A 17,799-nucleotide genomic window follows, 5' to 3' on the forward strand; every position below is an offset into this window, starting at 1 on the left:
ATCAGTCACAGTGCTTTTTGAGGGTAGACGTTCCAGTAAGGGGAAGGTCAAGAAAAGATTCAGACGCCCTCGGCCAAGCGCATGCAAACGCAATTACGCCCCTGAGCCTTCGCTTTATAGAGTTGCTCGTCCGCCAGCCCGATGAGATCGTAAATATTGCCGCCTTCATACTGAGAAAAAATGGCAACGCCGATGCTGACAGTAAAGTAAATTTCCCGACCATCGGACAGCATAAGCGGAGTGGATTCCGTAAGACGCCGCAGCGCTTCAGCCATGGCTTCAGACTGCTCATCCGTCAGGTCGTAAGCCGCAATAATGAACTCTTCCCCGCCCCAGCGGCAAAGAATGTCGCTCGGTCGAATATTGGCGCTCAGCATACGGGCAAAGCTGGCGATCAATTCATCACCACAGGCATGGCCGTAGGTATCGTTGACCTGCTTAAAATAATCGATATCCAGAAATAGCAGCGTTATTTGACGTTTTCTCTTATTCATCAGCACGCCCTGTCTCACGTTCAACATACTGAGAAAAGCGCGACGATTGAAGGTATTCGTAAGTGCATCCTTCAGGCTGTTACCTTCGATGATTTTAATCAGTCGCCGGTTCATCGAGACAAAATGCGAGACGCTTAACATCGCCATAATGAGCATCGCTATATTCAGCCGTGCCGTGGTGAGAAACGAATTAATGTACGCTTCGGAATTTGAATCTATGAGTATACCGACCTGATTAATATAGAGATAATTTAGTATTACGCCCGTAATCGCACAGAGCAACGACATAATCGGGAAAGAGTAATTGAACGCGCACAGCGTAAGTGGAATAACGGACAGTGTAATAAGACTGGCGTCCAGAAAAAACAGGCTAACCAATAAGAAAATAATGAAGACCAGAAAGGGAAAAATATTTTCTCTGATGTGCTTAGGACAAAGCGGAATATTCCGTAGCGCCCGCAGGATGTCTTTACCCCGCAGGAAAAAGAACGCGAGAATAATACCGGTTCCCAGTTGTTCACTGAACCAGTCCATAAATTCATCATAGTGATTCCCAACATCGTAGACATACGCATAGAATCCATAAGCCACACCTGATGAGAACGCGCCTACAAACGTCGAAGCGAAAATAATATAGACGTAATACTTGCTGAATTTTTCAAATGTCGACCACTTTCCGGTAAACCGGCACATCAGGCAAAAGGCGCACCAGGCCGCCACCACAAAGATAATATTGCACAAACATAACAGTACCTTGGTTTTTAATGGCGAGTTATTATCCATCAGTAACGCTGCCGACAGCATCGCCGCATAGCCCACTAAAAAACCCATACCGATCGAGAATGTTTTACCTTTTATCGTCCCTTTTCTGGCCCTGAAACTAATCATGAGACAAAAAACCAGCATATTAGCGGGCCAAAACAGCGACAGTTCATCCAGCACTCGAAACCGAAATCCCAGACAGCTCACTATTAGAGTGGTCAGAAACAGAAGCGGCATGAATTTTATAGTTTTCAACGTCAAATCGTTATTCATCTGTCCTTTACCGCCCGCTATCCAATAGTCCCGCCTGCTGTCTCCCGTGAGAATAACATTAATCATTTCCCTACTCACAGTGTGATGGATGAGGGGAAAATAAATAAAAAAACCACCGGACTGATGCATTCCCCGTGAGGTAATACGTCAATCCGGTGGTCTTACTAACTTAGGTATCTCAGGTATCGTGTGAACGAATTATTCCGCAGGAACGGGCTTGCCGTCAGGTTTTGGCGGTTGAGTCAGTCGTTTTTCAAAACTGTCGTTGTACTGCTTCTTCTGCTCTGGCGTCAAAACATTGTAAATTTTGTTTTTGGTTTCCAGCCCGCTCAGCATTCTGGCCTTGTGTACGGCATCGGCTTTATCCAACTGGGCCTGTGCTTTCGCGGCATCAAACGTATCTGATGCAACCAGGCTATGCATATCACGACGATCATCCTGCATAGCTTTGTGCATTTTCTCGCGGGAATCTTTCATGATGTCTTTAATTTGCTGCTTCTGCGCTTCCGTCAAATTCAGCTCCTTAAACATCGCATCCGGCCCCATCATGCCACGATGCTCCCGACCCTCTTTCATCATCATCTTGTGTTCCGAGCCAGGACCTTTCGGTGCTTCATTAGCATGCGCGAGACCTGCCGCGCCCAATGCCAAAGAAGAAGCAACCAGCATTGCAGTGAGTTTACGCATATTTTATTCCTCTCTCTGAATTGACTTGTCGACGGCGAGTGCCGTGCTACGAGAGAAAGTATAGGCCCAACACCTTCAGTTAATTAGAGTAAGGGTAAATCTCTGCAAGTGTCGGCTCCACATTTGCGGCAATTGTGGAGAATGAGGAGGAATTGTGTAAGGAGCGGGAGTATTACGTGAACAACGTGGCACGATATTACTGCTTTACCCTTGGTGCTTTTTTACAGCACCACGAGCCAATAGCGTAAAAATGCTGGCAGTGCGCTTACGGAAGTGAACGCCTAAAGGCGGTAGCGTCTTGTGCCAACGCATCAAGGTGGGCATGAATGACTTTCATTTTTTGAATCAGCGGATTTCGCTCCGGCGAACTATCCATTGAGCTAAGCTGTGCAGAAAGCCGTTCAATCTGCGTACAAAGGTAAGCATCACGCTCTTGAGCCTGAAGCAACTGCTGCTGAAGGGACTGATGTTCCTGCCGCCATGTCTGCTGCTGACGCTGAACGCTTTGCTCTAACGCCTGAAGCGCGCTATCCAGCCGATATTCCAACTCTTCCACCCGCATAACGATACCTTTGCCCAATAAACCCGCGGATTATAATGTCACACGCCCCTGACAACAAACATTCCAGCGCACGATCCCTTGCGTACGCGCGGTTCCCCCTACAATCGGCAATGACATTAATCACAATAAATAAACATAAATTTCACAACTCACTCAATTACGGCTAGATTGAACACCATAACTCATCAGACCAGTTAACTTCGCCGGAGAGTGTAATGACTGCCTACCCTACGCTGCTTTCCCCACTTGATCTTGGCTTCACGACGTTAAAGAACCGCGTTGTGATGGGATCCATGCATACCGGTTTGGAGGAACACTCAGATGGCACCGAAAGGCTGGCGGCATTTTACCACGAGCGCGCGCGGGGCGGCGTTGGCCTGATTGTTACGGGCGGTATTGCGCCAAATGAAAAAGGCGCCGTCGCCAAAGGGGGCGCGACTCTGCACGACAACGCACAGTTGGCGCATCATCAGGTTCTGACACAGGCGGTACACGACGCCGGAGGGAAAATCGCGCTGCAGATTCTCCACGCCGGACGCTACAGCTATCAGCCCGATCCGGTTGCACCATCAGCGATTCAGGCACCGATTAACCGCTTTGCGCCACGTGCAATGAGTACGCAGGATATTGTGCAAACCATCGCCGACTTTGCCCGTTGTGCCGGGCTAGCGCAGCAAGCAGGTTACGATGGTGTGGAAATTATGGGCTCGGAAGGTTACCTGATTAATCAGTTTCTGGTGACGCATACCAATCATCGCGATGACGAATGGGGCGGTGACTTTCAACGCCGCTGCCGTTTCGCGCTTGAAATTGTCCGTGCCGTACGGGAACGAACGGGGCCTGATTTCATCCTGATCTACCGCTTGTCTATGCTCGACCTGATAGAAGAAGGCTCAAGCTGGCAGGAAATTGTTCAACTGGCACAGGCAATTGAACAAGCGGGTGCCACCCTCATCAATACTGGTATCGGCTGGCATGAAGCGCGAATTCCGACTATCGCCACGCTGGTGCCACGCGGCGCATTCGGCTGGGTGACAAAGAAGCTGATGGGGAAAGTCCGCATCCCGCTGATTACCACTAACCGTATTAACGATCCCAGCGTGGCGGAACAGTTGCTGGCTGAGGGCTGCGCCGACATGGTATCGATGGCGCGTCCTTTTCTCGCCGATGCCGAACTGGTGGCAAAAGCACAATCAGGGCGTGCCGATGAAATCAATACCTGCATCGGCTGCAATCAGGCCTGCCTCGATCAGATTTTCGCTGGCAAGGTCACCTCTTGTCTGGTCAACCCACGCGCCTGCCATGAAACCGAACTACCTATCCAACCCGCGCGAGTCAGTAAACGCTTTGCGGTAGTCGGCGCTGGTCCCGCAGGCATGGCCTTTGCCGTCAACGCCGCCGCACGCGGCCATCAGGTCACGCTGTTTGAAGCGTCTTCCTATATCGGCGGACAGTTCAATATTGCCAAACAGATTCCCGGTAAAGCGGAATTTTATGAAACGCTGCGCTACTACCGTCGACAGCTAGAACTGCACGGCGTCACGCTTCGCCTGAGCACTCAAGCAACCACCGCTGATTTACTCGGTTTTGATGACATCATTCTGGCCTCTGGCATCGTGCCACGAATCCCCGCGATTGCTGGCATCGATCACCCTAGCGTGCTGAGCTATCTGGACGTACTGCACGACAAAAAGCCAGTCGGCAAACGCGTGGCGATCATCGGTGCAGGCGGCATCGGGTTTGATACTGCGCACTATCTCCTTAATCACAACCATCGTCCCAACCCCCTCACTTCTCAGTTGGACGGCGACTTTTATGCGGAATGGGGGATTGATAAGCAGTTACAGCACCGAGGCGGTTTGTTGCCCCATCACGCTAACGAGCTGCCTCACTCACGGGACATTACCTTATTACAGCGGAAGACGGGCAAGCCCGGCGAAAATTTGGGGAAAACGACAGGCTGGATACACCGCACTACGCTGCTGCGCCACGGTGTGACGATGCTGGGCGGCGTGGAATATCACCATATTGATGATGAGGGGCTGCACATTATCCACGACCAGCAAACGCGCTGTCTGCCGGTGGATAACATCATTATTTGTGCTGGTCAGGAGCCTAACCGAAAACTGTATGACCCCTTACTGGCTGCAGGGTGTCATGTTCATCTGATTGGCGGTGCAGATGTGGCACAGGAATTAGACGCTCGCCGGGCAATCGATCAGGCCACCCGGCTAGCGTTAACGTTGTAGTTTAGGCAGAAACAGCTTAACGGGACGAATTCGTTTTAACCGCACGCAGCACGGCGAACTTCGTGTTGCTTGCGATCGTTTCACAGTTGCCGAACAAACGCTTCAGTTTGTGGAAGTAATCCAGATGGCGATTACCCACGATACGCAGCTCTCCACCAACCTGAAGGCAACGGCGGGCATCCATAAACATCTGCCAGGCGATTTCATCGGTCACAGCCTGTAACTGATGAAATGGCGGATTACACAGCACTGCCTGCAATGTATCGCGCCTAACGCGGGACAACCCGTTGTTCACCACGAAGCTACAGCGCTCGACATCCTCCGGGCAGTTAACCTCAACGTTAATCTGACTCGAGGCCACCGCCATGTAGGATTCATCAAAGAAGCCGACGGTGGCGTCCGGGTTGGCTTTCAGCGCGGCCAACCCAATGACACCGTTGCCACAACCGAGATCGATGATCTTACCGTCTATCTGTTCCGGCAAATGCTGCATAAAGAAACGTGCGCCGATATCCAACCCATTACGCGAATACACGTTAGCATGGTTTTGAATACGATAGCCGTAACCATCCAGCTCCCACTCAGTAGTAAGTGACTGCTCACTGACTTTGAGCTCCGCCCACTCACAGTGAACCAGACGCGCCTTTTTCCAAGCCAGCGAGGTTTTCGTCGGCCCCATCACGCGCTCAAACAGCTGCAGCGTAGAAGTATGAATATCCCGCGCCTTCGCCCCGGCAATAATACGCGTTTGCGGCGTGACCACCTTACGCAACATTCTCAACTGCTGTTCCAGCAGCGCGATTGTCTTGGGTATTTTCATTACCACCAGAGCAGGCGCATCAGGCAACTCTGCCATGCTATCCAACAGCGTTACCGCATCGGCATCATAGCCGTTCAGTTCCAGATTATGCCGCGTCGCCAGTTGGCTGAGATAAGAGTCGCTGATACTGACAGGCGACTGCGCTTGCAAACCGCAGGCCAGCGCACCGAACGTATCATTGAAAATCAGGCGCGGACCCGGCGCGATTTCCATGGTGCCGAGTTCACGCAGCAGGTATTCATCTGCGGCATCCCACGCCTGTAGCGCCGAGTTTTCAGCGACCTGAGGGTAACGCACCAACGTCAGGTTGCACGTTTCCAATTCGAGTTGGCTCATTAGCCTCTCCTACATCATAAAATTTGCGCTGTTTATCCCTTAAAATAGCCCATCAGTAAATGCTTTTCTCTGCCAGAAAGGGAAATGATTGACGTTGCCTTGTCATTTCACCGTGATAATCTGCCTATTCATCACCGATGCCCTCAGGATACCAAACGCTTATGATTCGCTTCGCTATTGTAGGAACCAGTTGGATCACCCGTCAGTTTGTTGATGCCGCCCATGAAACTGGCAAATTGAAGCTCACCGCCATCTATTCCCGAACGGCAGAAAAAGCACAGCCATTTCAAGCCGATTACATGGTGGATACGCTCTTTGATTCACTGGAAGCCATGGCGAAATCCGACCTTATCGACGCCGTGTATCTGGCAAGCCCTAACTCACTGCACTGCGAACAGGCCCTGCTCTTCCTGAGCCACGGTAAGCATGTCATCTGTGAAAAACCGCTGGCGTCCAACCGCTATGAAGTCGAACAAATGATCGCCTGTGCCAGAGAAAATCAGGTGGTGCTATTTGAAGCGTTTAAAACTGCCAGCCTGCCTAACTTTAGCGTGGTGCAGCAGGCACTGCCGAAAGTCGGCAGATTGCGTAAAGTGGTGCTGAGCTACTGCCAGTATTCCTCACGCTACCCGCGCTATCTGGCTGGCGAGAACCCGAATACGTTCAATCCGGCGTTTTCCAACGGTTCCATCATGGATATCGGCTACTACTGTCTGGCCTTCGCCGTGGCGCTGTGGGGAGAGCCTTGTACTACGCAGGCCAGCGCGACGCTGTTGGAAAGCGGTGTGGACGCACACGGCAGCATCATCCTGAATTATGGCGATTTCGATGTCACCATCGTCCATTCCAAAGTCAGCCACTCCGCCATTCCCAGCGAAATTCAAGGGGAAGACGGTTCGCTGGTGATTGAAAAAGTCTCCGAATGCCATAACGTGAAATTCATCCCGCGTGAAGGCAAGCAGTTAGATCTCAGCCAGCCACAGCATATCAATAGCATGCTGTACGAAGCAGAAACCTTTGCCACACTGGTGAACGATAACGACATCAACCATGCAGAACTGGCACGATCACGCACCGTTGCTGGACTGCTGACGGAAATTCGCCGCCAAACGGGTGTCGTGTTTCCTGCCGATGCCGCGACGCCGGGAAATGCGGAATAAGACGGTGATAATTATTTGACCAAGATCATCTTTTCACCTATCTTCTGTCAGGCAAAGGGGAGTAACTTTTCCGCCAGCTAATCGTCATTACGATGCTTACCGCATCCGGTTACTGGGCAACTTTGATGAAAAGCTTGATTCTTAATGAAACAGCTTCATTAACGTTGTAAGTGAGACCTTGCCGGGAGGCGAGGTGCATTTGCAGCTTTAATAACAAGCGGCCAGCGTCCTTCCGATGTTGGCCGTTTTTGTTTCTATTTAAGGATCTTGCTATGCACACCATCGGCACGCCATGGTTATGGGGCAGCTTCGCTGCCATTGTTATAGTGATGCTGGCCATCGACCTGCTCTATCAAGGGCGCAAAGGGTCGACGGTAATGACGTTCAAACAGGCTGCCGTCTGGTCGATCATCTGGGTCACGCTTTCTCTGCTGTTCAACGCCGGTTTCTGGTGGTATTTGGACGGCACAGTAGGCCGCGAAGTCGCTAACGCACAGTCGCTGGCCTTCCTGACCGGTTATTTGATCGAGAAAGCGCTAGCCGTCGATAACGTCTTCGTCTGGCTGATGCTCTTCGGCTACTTCGCCGTTCCTCCGCAATACCAACGTCGCGTGCTTATTTACGGCGTGCTGGGTGCCATCGTTCTCAGAACGCTGATGGTGTTTGGCGGCAGTTGGCTCGTCACACAATTCCAGTGGCTGCTCTATGTGTTCGGCGCGTTCCTGCTGTTCACCGGTCTTAAAATGGCACTGGCTAAAGAAGGTGATGGAGCGATCGGTGACAAACCGCTGGTGCGCTGGCTGCGTAGCCATCTGCGCATGACGGATAGCATCGAGAACGATAAATTCTTTGTCCGTCGTAACGGCATACTGTTTGCCACGCCGCTGTTTTTGGTGCTGATTATGGTTGAAATCAGCGACGTGATTTTCGCCGTTGACAGTATCCCGGCTATTTTCGCCGTTACGACCGATCCCTTTATTGTGCTGACGTCTAACCTGTTCGCTATTCTGGGCCTACGTGCGATGTACTTCCTGCTGGCTGGTGTGGCTGAACGCTTCTCGCTGTTGAAATATGGTCTGGCCGTCATCCTGATCTTCATTGGTACCAAGATGATGCTCATCGACATTTTCCATATTCCAGTGGCGATTTCTCTGGGCGTCGTTGCCAGCATCCTGATCATTACCATGCTGATCAACGTCTGGGTGAACAAACGCGCCGAGCGTTAATCCTTTTCTTCCTCTCCGCACGGCTCCCGCTGTGCGGAGATGTCTTCCCTCATTCAAGTTTCCATATTCAATCATTCCCACGCACGTTCTGCGCGAAAATCAGTGCTACACAGCAACGGCCAAAAGGGTGATAGACAAGGATGTCCGTCATAAAAAAACGTCGGGAGCGTTTTTCAACGTTGCGCAGCAACGGCCCGAAGGGTGACGGACAAGGATGTCCGTCATAAAAAAACGTCGGGAGCGTTTTTCAACGTTGCGCAGCAACGGCCCGAAGGGTGACGGACAAGGATGTCCGTCATAAAAAACCACATCATCGCTTTTCTCAAAAGTAAATTTTCATATACTGATACATGCAAACACATTTAGTTACGGAAAGAAAAAACCACCCGGCACATGCCAGAGGTGTCAGCTCCGTACACACAATCACTAAACGGAACGGTTACACCGTCAAAATTATGGAAACTCAACAGTCTCGCTTTTTGCAATACATTACTCGCGGTAGTCTGGTTCAACAGATCCTTCTGGGGCTTGCGGCCGGTATTATTCTGGCCTCTCTATCTACGCAGGCCGCGCTGGCTGCCGGTTTATTGGGAACGCTGTTCGTCGGCGCACTGAAAGCCGTCGCGCCGATTTTGGTATTGGTTCTGGTCATGGCCTCTATCGCCAACCACCAGCAAGGGCAGAAAACCAATATCCGCCCTGTGCTGTTTCTCTATCTCATCGGCACCTTCTCTGCGGCACTGATTGCCGTCGTGCTAAGCGTCCTCTTCCCTTCCACGCTCGCGCTCAACGCGCAGGCCGCCGACATCACGCCGCCGTCAGGTATTGTCGAAGTGCTGGAGGGGCTGTTGATGAGCGTCATCGCCAACCCAATTCACGCGCTGCTGAATGCGAATTACATCGGTATTCTGGTCTGGGCCGTTGGGCTAGGCATTGCGTTCCGTCACGGTTCAGATAGCACAAAGAACATGATTAACGATGCCTCCAACGCGGTCACCATGATTGTGCGCGTGGTGATTCGCTTCGCGCCGCTGGGGATTTTCGGTCTGGTGGCGTCAACGCTGGCGGAAACCGGCTTCGGTGCACTGTGGGGCTATGCTCATCTGCTGATGGTACTGATCGGCGGCATGCTGCTGGTCGCGCTGGTGGTCAACCCATTGATCGTTTACTGGAAGATTCGCAGCAACCCTTATCCACTGGTGCTGCGCTGCCTGCGTGAGAGCGGTGTGACCGCCTTCTTCACCCGCAGTTCCGCCGCTAATATCCCGGTAAATATGGAGCTGTGCCGCAAGTTGAATCTGGATGAAGACACGTATTCCGTCGCCATCCCGCTGGGTGCCACCATCAATATGGCAGGTGCAGCGATTACCATCACGGTACTGACGCTGGCCGCCGCACATACGTTGGGCATTCAGATCGACGTGCCGACGGCGCTTCTGCTCAGCGTCGTGGCATCGCTGTGTGCCTGTGGCGCATCGGGCGTAGCAGGTGGTTCACTGTTGCTGATCCCGCTGGCGTGCAGCATGTTTGGTATTTCCAACGATATCGCCATGCAGGTCGTTGCGGTTGGCTTCATCATCGGCGTCTTGCAGGACTCGGCAGAAACTGCGGTGAACTCCTCAACGGATGTGATGTTCATCGCCGCCGTGTGCCACGCGGAAGATGCCAAACTGGCGGAAAAAGAGCGTTTGAATCTGCTGTAATCTATTTAGGGGGTAGCTCCCCCCTTCGATAGGCGGCCTCTTAGCCACGCGTAGTGTAGTAGCGCAAGTCTGTTGTCAGTCATTCGGCATAAGAAATTATGCTGAGGAGATAGCATGCTTAGGATGAGCCGCATGGATGCGGCGAAAGCTTGCGCCACGTCGGGAACGTGTCGCAAGCGGTCCGTTAAGCCTGATACCGACGAAGGTATCGCGCAGCGACATAATTTAGCCGGAAGCCAGGGTTCACAGGGCGACGGCGACTTAGCCGCCCTGTGTCGGGCGCGTGCTACGAGGTAGCATGAAAATGGCGGTATTGTGGCGCACGAAACCCTTTCCACATCTGCATAAAAATATGACTAAGAAGCAGCTCCTCGCAGAAGGAGGAACTTAGTTATGTAGAAAACAGATTTACTTCCGCATCTCGACCAAAGCAAAACCTGAAATTATGCTTTCTTCTCTATGCTAAAAGGATCGATGCCGCGCTGCTGCATGCGCCAGAAGCGGATGATGTTAAAGCCATTCATCAGCAGGAAGCTGCCTTCGATCAGCGATCCACCAATCGAGCCCAGCCAGATATTGTGCGCAACCCAGCCAGCAGTTGAACACCACATCACGCAGCGAGTCGTTAACCCAGAGGTGCGGAACAGCGCCCAGGTACTGACGACCGTACCGGCTATCGGCAACAGTTCCATCGCATGACGCATGCCCGACAAACCAAACAGCAGCGTGAGCGAAATAAAGACAAACATCACAATAATATTGTGTGTTTTCAGAGAAATGAGCGTACGCGCCGAGTTCAACACTGCGCTGGCGCCCGCCGCATTTGCTCCCATCAGAAAGAAATGTAGGCCAATCACGGCGCTGTATGCCGATAGCTGTATTTTGAATTTTTTATCGTTACGGTTGAAAAACATGGTGATACCGACCAGAAACGCCAGTACACCAACAGACTGGGCAATCCAATACTGTGTCATGATCCCTGCCTCTAAAAAGTTGCTGCGAAAAAAAACGGCGCCATTATGAAAATGAAACGCCGTTTTATTTTAATTGGAATGGATGATATTTACAACGTTACACCGCTCTTAAATATGGCTAATTCACGGAAGTCATTCACTTCATTCTTCGTCAGCTTACCGTCAGCAGTCTCGACAATCAGCTCCACAAACTGACTTAGCAGTTCATCCATCGGCATATCGTGGATCAGACGCCCCGCATCGAAATCAATCCAGTGCGGTTTCTTCTTCGCCAGCTCGCTGTTGGTCGCCAGTTTTACGGTAGGGACAAATCCGCCGTAAGGTGTGCCGCGCCCGGTACTGAACAGCACCATATGACAACCCGCGCCCGCCAGCGCGCTGGTTGCTACAGCATCATTCCCCGGCGCGCTGAGTAGGTTAAGCCCTGGAGTGTGTAAGCGCTCACCATATTTCAGCACGTCCACCACCTTGCTCTGCCCCGCTTTTTGCGTACAGCCCAGTGATTTCTCTTCCAGCGTAGTGATCCCGCCCGCCTTGTTACCCGGCGATGGGTTCTCATAAATCGGCTGGTTGTGCGCGATGAAATACTGTTTGAAGTCATTCACCATGTGCACCGTTTTCTCAAACGTGGCTTCATCACGGCAGCGGCTCATCAGAATACGTTCCGCACCGAACATTTCCGGTACTTCGGTCAGCACAGTCGTGCCACCGTTGGCGATCAGATAGTCGGAGAAACGGCCTAACAACGGATTGGCCGTAATACCAGACAGCCCATCGGAGCCACCGCATTCCAAACCAAACTTCAGTTCGCTCAGCTTACCCGGTTCGCGTTTGTCATGGCGCATCGCTTCATACAGCGTGTGCAGACGCTCCAGACCGGCTTCAACCTCATCGTCCTGCTGCTGACATACCATGAACGTGACGCGGTCAGAATCAAAACCACCCAATGTGCTGCGGAACGCGTCAACCTGGTTGTTTTCACATCCCAGACCGATCACCAACACCGCACCGGCATTCGGGTGACGCACCATGTTTTGCAGCATCGTGCGGGTATTCTCGTGATCCTGACCGAGCTGTGAACAGCCGAAGGTATGGCTAAACAGGTAAACGCCGTCGATACCTTCAGCATCATTGGTTTCTTTCAGGAAACGCTGCTGAATCTGGCGAGCAATCCCGTTCACGCAACCGACGGTTGGCAGGATCCACAGTTCATTACGGATACCGACATCGCCATTTTTGCGGCGATAAAGCTGCACGTCCCGATCGCCCATCTGTGCAGGCAGTTCGAGAAATTCAGGCTGGTACTGATATTCATCCAGATCGCTCAGATTGGTTTTCGCATTCTGGGAGTGAATATGTTCTCCGGGAGCAATAGACACCAATGCATGGCCGATCGGCAGGCCATACTTGGTAATCATTTCTCCCGGTGCGATGGTTTCTAGCGCGAACTTATGTCCGCGCACGACAGGTTGCTGAAGTGTCACCGTATGGCTATCCACCGACACCGTTTCGCCTTGCTCGACATCACGCAGGGCGACAGCCACATTGTCCAGAGAATGAATTTTTATAATACTTTGCATGGATAACCCTTCTTGCTGATTAGCAATAACCTTCCACGGCTGAGCGCATACCGCGTTCAACAATGGTTTGTAACTGTTCAGTCACCTGCGCAGCCAAACCAGGAACCTGCGTTAAATCCTGTTCCCAGTGGTCTGCATCGCGCAGTACTACATTCACCAGCTCAGCCAGGCTGACAGTGTTTTCTTTTACGCCCGCCCACAGCGTGGAATAACGCTCCAACCAGTGTGCATCATCCTGCAATGGATAGGTTTGTAACGCATCTCCTTCACCGCTGCGTTCGCCGCGATAGAATGCAATCAGAGCCGCTAGCGCAAACGTCAAGCGCGCAGGCAGTTCCCCGTGACGTTCACGGTAAGTCAGCAACTGCGGCAGAATGCGGGTGCGGAATTTGGTCATGCCATTCAGCGAGATAGACAACAGCTGGTGCTGAATGAACGGGTTGCGGAAGCGGCTTAGCACGGCCTGAGCAAACGAGGTCAGCTCGTCATGCGGTAAATCCAATACCGGCACAATCTCTTCGGCAATGGTCTTTTCCACGAATTTGCCAATCAGGGCATCATTCATTGACTCGCCAACGGTATCCAGACCTGCCAGGAATGCGACCGGCACCAGCGCGGTATGCGCACCGTTGAGAATCGCCACTTTGCGTTCTTTATATGGCTTGATGTCATCAACGATACGGACGTTCAGATCCAGCTTGTTCAGGCGTAATTCGTCTGCCAGCCACTGTGGCCCCTGAATCACGAACAGATAGAAATGTTCCGCTGTATCCCAGAATGTATCCTGATAGCCCATCTCCTGCTGTAACGCCTCAACTTCGGCACGCGGGTAACCTGTGACAATACGGTCAACCAGCGTCGAGCAGAAAGTATTGTGATCGTTCAGCCAGGCGGTAAACGTTGGCGTCAGTTCCCACTGCGCGGCATAACGCAGTACCAGCTCTTTCAGTGCTACACCGTTGTAATCAATCAGTTCGCACGGCAGCAGCACCCAGCCTTTATCCGCCGCGCCGTCAAAATGGCAGAAGCGCTCATACAGCAGACGGGTTAATTTCGCCGGGAAACTGACAGGTGGAGCATCGCTCAGGCGGTCATCTGCGTGATAGCTGATACCCGCTTCTGTGGTATTAGAGAAAACGAAGCGAATGTTTGGATCGTGCGCCAGAGCCAGATATTCATCGAACTGACGGTACACGTTGATTTCACGGTTTACTGAACGGATTAGACGCGGTTCACGAACCGCCTCACCCTGCTCGTTCAGGCCACGGATAATAGTGGTGTAAAGCCCATCCTGAGTGTCCAGCGCGGGCGGGAAATCAGAATCGATCGGGCGAACCACGACAATACCCGCATCCAAATCGGTGTGTTCATTCAGCAAATCCAACTGCCAATCCACAAAAGCGCGCAGGAAATTGCCTTCACCAAATTGAATAACACGATCCGGGTGTTGACGACCGGGGAAGTTACGACGATTTAACATTTGCATTAACAGGCTACCTTAGGACGAATCTCACATTCAGGGCACGACCGATCGACCACCGTCATCCCTATATTCATATTCACCAGCACCAAATCACCACGCGCGCTGATGACAAAAGACCGAGGCATCGAGAGCCGCGGCGTAAGCCCCTTTGGGAATCTTACTGCCGCGTATCTCGCGCAATTCACACCTTACGACGCGGCGGAATTACAGCTCGATGGCAAAATAGTTTTTAGCGTTATCGAAACTGATGTTTTTCACCATTTCGCCCAGCAACGGCAGATCTGCTGGCGCTTCGCCATCTTCCACCCAGCGGCCAATCATCTGGCACAGAATGCGGCGGAAATATTCATGACGGGTATAAGACAGGAAGCTACGGCTATCGGTCAGCATGCCGACAAAGCGGCTCAGCAAACCAAGTTGTGCTAACTGAGTCATCTGGCGTTGCATGCCATCTTTCTGATCGTTGAACCACCAGCCGGAACCGAACTGCATCTTGCCCGGCATCCCTTCGCCCTGGAAGTTGCCAATCATGGTGCCGAGCACTTCGTTATCACGTGGATTCAGGCAGTAAAGGATGGTTTTCGGCAGCAGATTTTCTTCATTCTGCTTGCTGAGCAGGCGAGACAGTTCCTGAGCCAGCGGACGGTCGTTGATGGAGTCGAAGCCCACATCCGGCCCCAGCAGCTTGAACTGACGAAGGTTATTGTTGCGCAGTGCGCCAATGTGATACTGCTGAACCCAGCCGCGACGCGCGTATTCCGCACCCAACCAAACCAGAACACCCGTCTTGAACTGTGCCACTTCATGTTCGCTCAGCGTTTCGCCAGCAAGGCGACGCGCCAGAATTTTGTCCAGCGTTGCGTCATCCGCTTCGGCAAACATCACCACATCCAGCGCATGGTCAGATACTTTACAGCCGTGCGCCGCAAAGTGATCCAGACGCTTGGTCAGCGCTGTTTGCAGATCGCTGAAGCGACGAATGTCGGTGTCAGAGACTTCACCCAACTTCGCCATATAGTCGTTAAAGGTTGCCAACTCAATGTTGAACGCTTTATCTGGGCGCCAGCTCGGCAACACTTTGATAGAGAAGCTTGAATCCTGAGCAACGGCTTTATGGTGGCGCAGATCGTCAATCGGATCGTCTGTCGTACCGACCATTTTCACATTCATCTGCTGCATGATGCCGCGCGCAGTAAAATCATCACGCTCCAGCATCGCATTACAGCGATCCCAGATGTCTTTTGCCGTGCCTGGCGACAGCAGCGTGCCCGTTACGCCAAACGGACGGCGCAGTTCCAGATGTGTCCAGTGGTAAAGCGGGTTGCCGATGGTGTGCGGCACGGTTGCGGCCCAGGCTTCAAATTTTTCCCAGTCGCTGGCATCACCCGTACACAAGCGCTCAGGCACGCCGTTGGTACGCATCGCACGCCATTTGTAGTGATCGCCCTTCAACCAGATGTCATACAAATTTTTGAAACGATAGTTTTCCGCGATCTGCTCAGGCGGTAAATGACAGTGGTAATCAAAGATGGGTTGATCGACGGCATACTCATGATAAAGGCGACGAGCAAATTCAGTATCTAACAGAAAATCTTCACTCAGAAACTGGGGCATGTTTTCTTCCTTACCGTGCTTCTTGTGCACCAAATGGGTTGGTCGTTAAAAGATATCACACCAATTATGCGCGATATCTCACAGTATTTGTGAGGTCATGATCGCAAAAATGTAACAAACAGTACAATAACCCAGCACTTATCGCCTTAAATGCCTCGTCTCTCTCGGTTTAAACGAGGAATTCGTTATTCCGCATAAAAATAATGGTTTTGTGATATCACTCAACTTTTAAAGTTGTATGACAAATTATTGTAGCGCTGCCTTAAGCAGGGATTCAATCGCTATCTCATAAAGAGAAGGGTTTTCCTGCCAAGCACAACAAAAAAACGTGTTGCATGACATCACAAGACACATCACACCGTGACGCTACTCAAGAGCCATCACCGTGTTTTTTATTGACTCGGAGAGAAAGTTAAATGCGTAAAATCAAAGGATTACGCTGGTATATGATCGGCCTGGTGACTATTGGCACCGTGCTGGGATATCTGACGCGTAATGCAATTTCTGTCGCCGCACCAACGCTACAGGATCAATTGCATATCACCACACAGCAGTATTCTTACATCGTTGCTGCCTACTCAGCTTGTTATACCATTATGCAGCCCATCGCTGGCTATATACTGGATTTGCTTGGCACAAAAATCGGCTATGCCATGTTTGCCATTATATGGGCTATCTGCTGTATGGGCACCGCACTGGCAAACAGTTGGGGTGGCCTGGCTATCGCCCGCGGCGCGGTCGGTATGGCTGAAGCGGCAATGATCCCTGCGGGCCTGAAAGCCAGCAGCGAGTGGTTCCCGGCAAAAGAGCGTTCAGTCGCCGTCGGTTACTTCAACGTGGGGTCGTCCATCGGCGCGATGATCGCTCCGCCGCTAGTGGTCTGGGCCATTGTGGCGCACAGCTGGGAAATGGCCTTTATCATCACTGGTGCACTGAGCATGGTATGGGCCATCTGCTGGCTCATTTTCTATAAGCACCCGAAAGATCAGAAAAAACTCAGCGACGAAGAGCGCGACTATATTCTTAGTGGGCAAGAAGCACAGCACCAAACCAATAATGCGAAGAAAATGTCTGCCTGGCAGATTCTGCGTAATCGCCAATTCTGGGGTATCGCGCTGCCACGTTTCCTGGCTGAGCCAGCTTGGGGAACCTTCAACGCATGGATCCCGCTGTTCATGTTTAAAGCCTACGGCTTTAACCTGAAAGAAATCGCCATGTTCGCCTGGATGCCGATGCTGTTCGCCGATATCGGCTGCATCTTGGGCGGTTATTTGCCGATGCTGTTCCAAAAGCATTTCAAAGTGAACCTGATCGTTTCTCGCAAACTGGTTGTCACCATGGGTGCAGTACTGATGATTGCTCCGGGGATGATCGGCCTGTTCTCTAGCCCTTATGTCGCCATTGCACTGCTGTGTGTCGGTGGTTTCGCGCACCAGTCGCTGTCTGGCGCACTAATTACTCTGTCATCTGACGTATTTGGCCGCAATGAAGTCGCCACGGCGAACGGTTTAACAGGGATGGCAGCCTGGATGGCAAGTACCATGTTCGCACTCGTTGTCGGCGCGCTGGCTGATACGATGGGCTTTAGCCCACTGTTTGCTGCACTGGCAGTCTTTGACCTGTTAGGTGCTGTCGTGATTTGGACGGTGTTGAAAAACCAACCTGCGTCAGAAGTCGCCGCAGCCGCTGAAACATTGAAAGAAGCCAACCAGCACTGATAACTCCTGCATTATCCTGACTCATCCGGTATGATCTGATACTGGGTGAGCCACCTCCCCATTAACACATTGTAATAACTGTGACCACAACATTGGTTGCTGCTATTATTAAGTGGTATAACAAATCATCCCTCAAAGATTAACGAGATAGACACTCA

Annotated in this window: 14 protein-coding genes; 6 read left to right on the forward strand and 8 right to left on the reverse strand. The window is 51.8% G+C overall.

Annotated elements, in window-relative coordinates; translation table 11 throughout:
- Positions 1–59 precede the first annotated feature (59 nt).
- The 3 genes from A0G03_RS06415 to A0G03_RS06425 all read right to left on the reverse strand — a co-directional run bounded on the left by A0G03_RS06415 (position 60) and on the right by A0G03_RS06425 (position 2,778).
- On the reverse strand, positions 60–1,529 hold the full coding sequence (locus A0G03_RS06415) for a GGDEF domain-containing protein (protein WP_048258672.1): 1,470 nt from the start codon (positions 1,527–1,529) through the stop codon (positions 60–62).
- 198 nt (positions 1,530–1,727) lie between these two features.
- Positions 1,728–2,216, reverse strand: coding sequence for an ATP-independent periplasmic protein-refolding chaperone Spy (gene spy / locus A0G03_RS06420; protein WP_048258670.1), 489 nt, complete (start codon positions 2,214–2,216; stop codon positions 1,728–1,730).
- A 265-nt stretch (positions 2,217–2,481) separates the two neighbouring features.
- Positions 2,482–2,778 (reverse strand): hypothetical protein, encoded by a 297-nt coding sequence (locus A0G03_RS06425; protein WP_011092273.1) that lies wholly within the window; start codon positions 2,776–2,778, stop codon positions 2,482–2,484.
- 215 nt (positions 2,779–2,993) lie between these two features.
- On the opposite strand from A0G03_RS06425, the gene A0G03_RS06430 reads away from it, so the two are divergent.
- On the forward strand, positions 2,994–5,027 hold the full coding sequence (locus A0G03_RS06430) for an NADPH-dependent 2,4-dienoyl-CoA reductase (RefSeq protein ID WP_048258669.1): 2,034 nt from the start codon (positions 2,994–2,996) through the stop codon (positions 5,025–5,027).
- Between the two features lie 16 nt (positions 5,028–5,043).
- Here the strand turns inward: A0G03_RS06430 and rlmG are convergent, their stop codons facing one another.
- Positions 5,044–6,183, reverse strand: coding sequence for a 23S rRNA (guanine(1835)-N(2))-methyltransferase RlmG (gene rlmG / locus A0G03_RS06435; RefSeq protein ID WP_048258667.1), 1,140 nt, complete (start codon positions 6,181–6,183; stop codon positions 5,044–5,046).
- Positions 6,184–6,344: 161 nt separating this feature from the next.
- Between rlmG and A0G03_RS06440 the strand changes: the two genes are divergently transcribed.
- The 4 genes from A0G03_RS06440 (at position 6,345) to A0G03_RS21855 (ending at position 10,569) form a co-directional block, all read left to right on the forward strand.
- The gene (locus A0G03_RS06440; protein WP_048258666.1) at positions 6,345–7,343 is read left to right on the forward strand and encodes a Gfo/Idh/MocA family protein; all 999 of its coding nucleotides are present in this window, start codon (positions 6,345–6,347) and stop codon (positions 7,341–7,343) included.
- Positions 7,344–7,615: 272 nt separating this feature from the next.
- Entirely contained in the window at positions 7,616–8,569 is a 954-nt protein-coding gene (locus A0G03_RS06445; protein WP_011092269.1) for a TerC family protein, read from the forward strand.
- Between the two features lie 455 nt (positions 8,570–9,024).
- A complete protein-coding gene (sstT, locus tag A0G03_RS06450) occupies positions 9,025–10,272 on the forward strand; it encodes a serine/threonine transporter SstT (protein WP_048258665.1) in 1,248 nt (415 codons plus the stop codon).
- A gap of 114 nt (positions 10,273–10,386) precedes the next feature.
- Positions 10,387–10,569: a hypothetical protein gene (locus tag A0G03_RS21855; protein WP_048258664.1), complete on the forward strand. Its 183-nt coding sequence runs from the start codon at positions 10,387–10,389 to the stop codon at positions 10,567–10,569.
- Between the two features lie 146 nt (positions 10,570–10,715).
- On the opposite strand, the gene A0G03_RS06460 is transcribed toward A0G03_RS21855, so the two are convergent.
- From A0G03_RS06460 to uxaC, 4 genes are all read right to left on the reverse strand, one after another.
- The gene (locus A0G03_RS06460; protein WP_048258663.1) at positions 10,716–11,246 is read right to left on the reverse strand and encodes a YgjV family protein; all 531 of its coding nucleotides are present in this window, start codon (positions 11,244–11,246) and stop codon (positions 10,716–10,718) included.
- 89 nt (positions 11,247–11,335) lie between these two features.
- On the reverse strand, positions 11,336–12,826 hold the full coding sequence (locus A0G03_RS06465; protein WP_048258662.1) for a UxaA family hydrolase: 1,491 nt from the start codon (positions 12,824–12,826) through the stop codon (positions 11,336–11,338).
- A gap of 19 nt (positions 12,827–12,845) precedes the next feature.
- Positions 12,846–14,312: a tagaturonate reductase gene (locus A0G03_RS06470; protein ID WP_048258660.1), complete on the reverse strand. Its 1,467-nt coding sequence runs from the start codon at positions 14,310–14,312 to the stop codon at positions 12,846–12,848.
- Between the two features lie 201 nt (positions 14,313–14,513).
- Entirely contained in the window at positions 14,514–15,923 is a 1,410-nt protein-coding gene (gene uxaC / locus A0G03_RS06475) for a glucuronate isomerase (protein WP_048258659.1), read from the reverse strand.
- Between the two features lie 416 nt (positions 15,924–16,339).
- Here uxaC and A0G03_RS06480 point away from each other — a divergent pair, with 416 nt between their 5' ends.
- Complete coding sequence (locus A0G03_RS06480) at positions 16,340–17,641, forward strand: MFS transporter (RefSeq protein WP_048258656.1); 1,302 nt, start codon at positions 16,340–16,342, stop codon at positions 17,639–17,641.
- Positions 17,642–17,799 lie beyond the last annotated feature (158 nt).

This window comes from Pectobacterium peruviense, from assembly GCF_002847345.1.
Lineage (GTDB): Bacteria > Pseudomonadota > Gammaproteobacteria > Enterobacterales > Enterobacteriaceae > Pectobacterium > Pectobacterium peruviense.

What these genes read in the sequence shown, in the direction of transcription:
- sstT (WP_048258665.1), top strand. Translation starts at nt 9,025, where the DNA reads ATGGAAACTCAACAGTCTCGCTTTTTGCAATACATTACTCGCGGTAGT.
- A0G03_RS21855 (WP_048258664.1), top strand. Translation starts at nt 10,387, where the DNA reads ATGCTTAGGATGAGCCGCATGGATGCGGCGAAAGCTTGCGCCACGTCG.
- A0G03_RS06460 (WP_048258663.1), bottom strand. Translation starts at nt 11,246, where the DNA reads ATGACACAGTATTGGATTGCCCAGTCTGTTGGTGTACTGGCGTTTCTG.
- A0G03_RS06480 (WP_048258656.1), top strand. Translation starts at nt 16,340, where the DNA reads ATGCGTAAAATCAAAGGATTACGCTGGTATATGATCGGCCTGGTGACT.
- A0G03_RS06445 (WP_011092269.1), top strand. Translation starts at nt 7,616, where the DNA reads ATGCACACCATCGGCACGCCATGGTTATGGGGCAGCTTCGCTGCCATT.
- A0G03_RS06415 (WP_048258672.1), bottom strand. Translation starts at nt 1,529, where the DNA reads ATGAATAACGATTTGACGTTGAAAACTATAAAATTCATGCCGCTTCTG.
- A0G03_RS06430 (WP_048258669.1), top strand. Translation starts at nt 2,994, where the DNA reads ATGACTGCCTACCCTACGCTGCTTTCCCCACTTGATCTTGGCTTCACG.
- uxaC (WP_048258659.1), bottom strand. Translation starts at nt 15,923, where the DNA reads ATGCCCCAGTTTCTGAGTGAAGATTTTCTGTTAGATACTGAATTTGCT.
- A0G03_RS06465 (WP_048258662.1), bottom strand. Translation starts at nt 12,826, where the DNA reads ATGCAAAGTATTATAAAAATTCATTCTCTGGACAATGTGGCTGTCGCC.
- A0G03_RS06470 (WP_048258660.1), bottom strand. Translation starts at nt 14,312, where the DNA reads ATGCAAATGTTAAATCGTCGTAACTTCCCCGGTCGTCAACACCCGGAT.
- A0G03_RS06425 (WP_011092273.1), bottom strand. Translation starts at nt 2,778, where the DNA reads ATGCGGGTGGAAGAGTTGGAATATCGGCTGGATAGCGCGCTTCAGGCG.
- spy (WP_048258670.1), bottom strand. Translation starts at nt 2,216, where the DNA reads ATGCGTAAACTCACTGCAATGCTGGTTGCTTCTTCTTTGGCATTGGGC.
- A0G03_RS06440 (WP_048258666.1), top strand. Translation starts at nt 6,345, where the DNA reads ATGATTCGCTTCGCTATTGTAGGAACCAGTTGGATCACCCGTCAGTTT.
- rlmG (WP_048258667.1), bottom strand. Translation starts at nt 6,183, where the DNA reads ATGAGCCAACTCGAATTGGAAACGTGCAACCTGACGTTGGTGCGTTAC.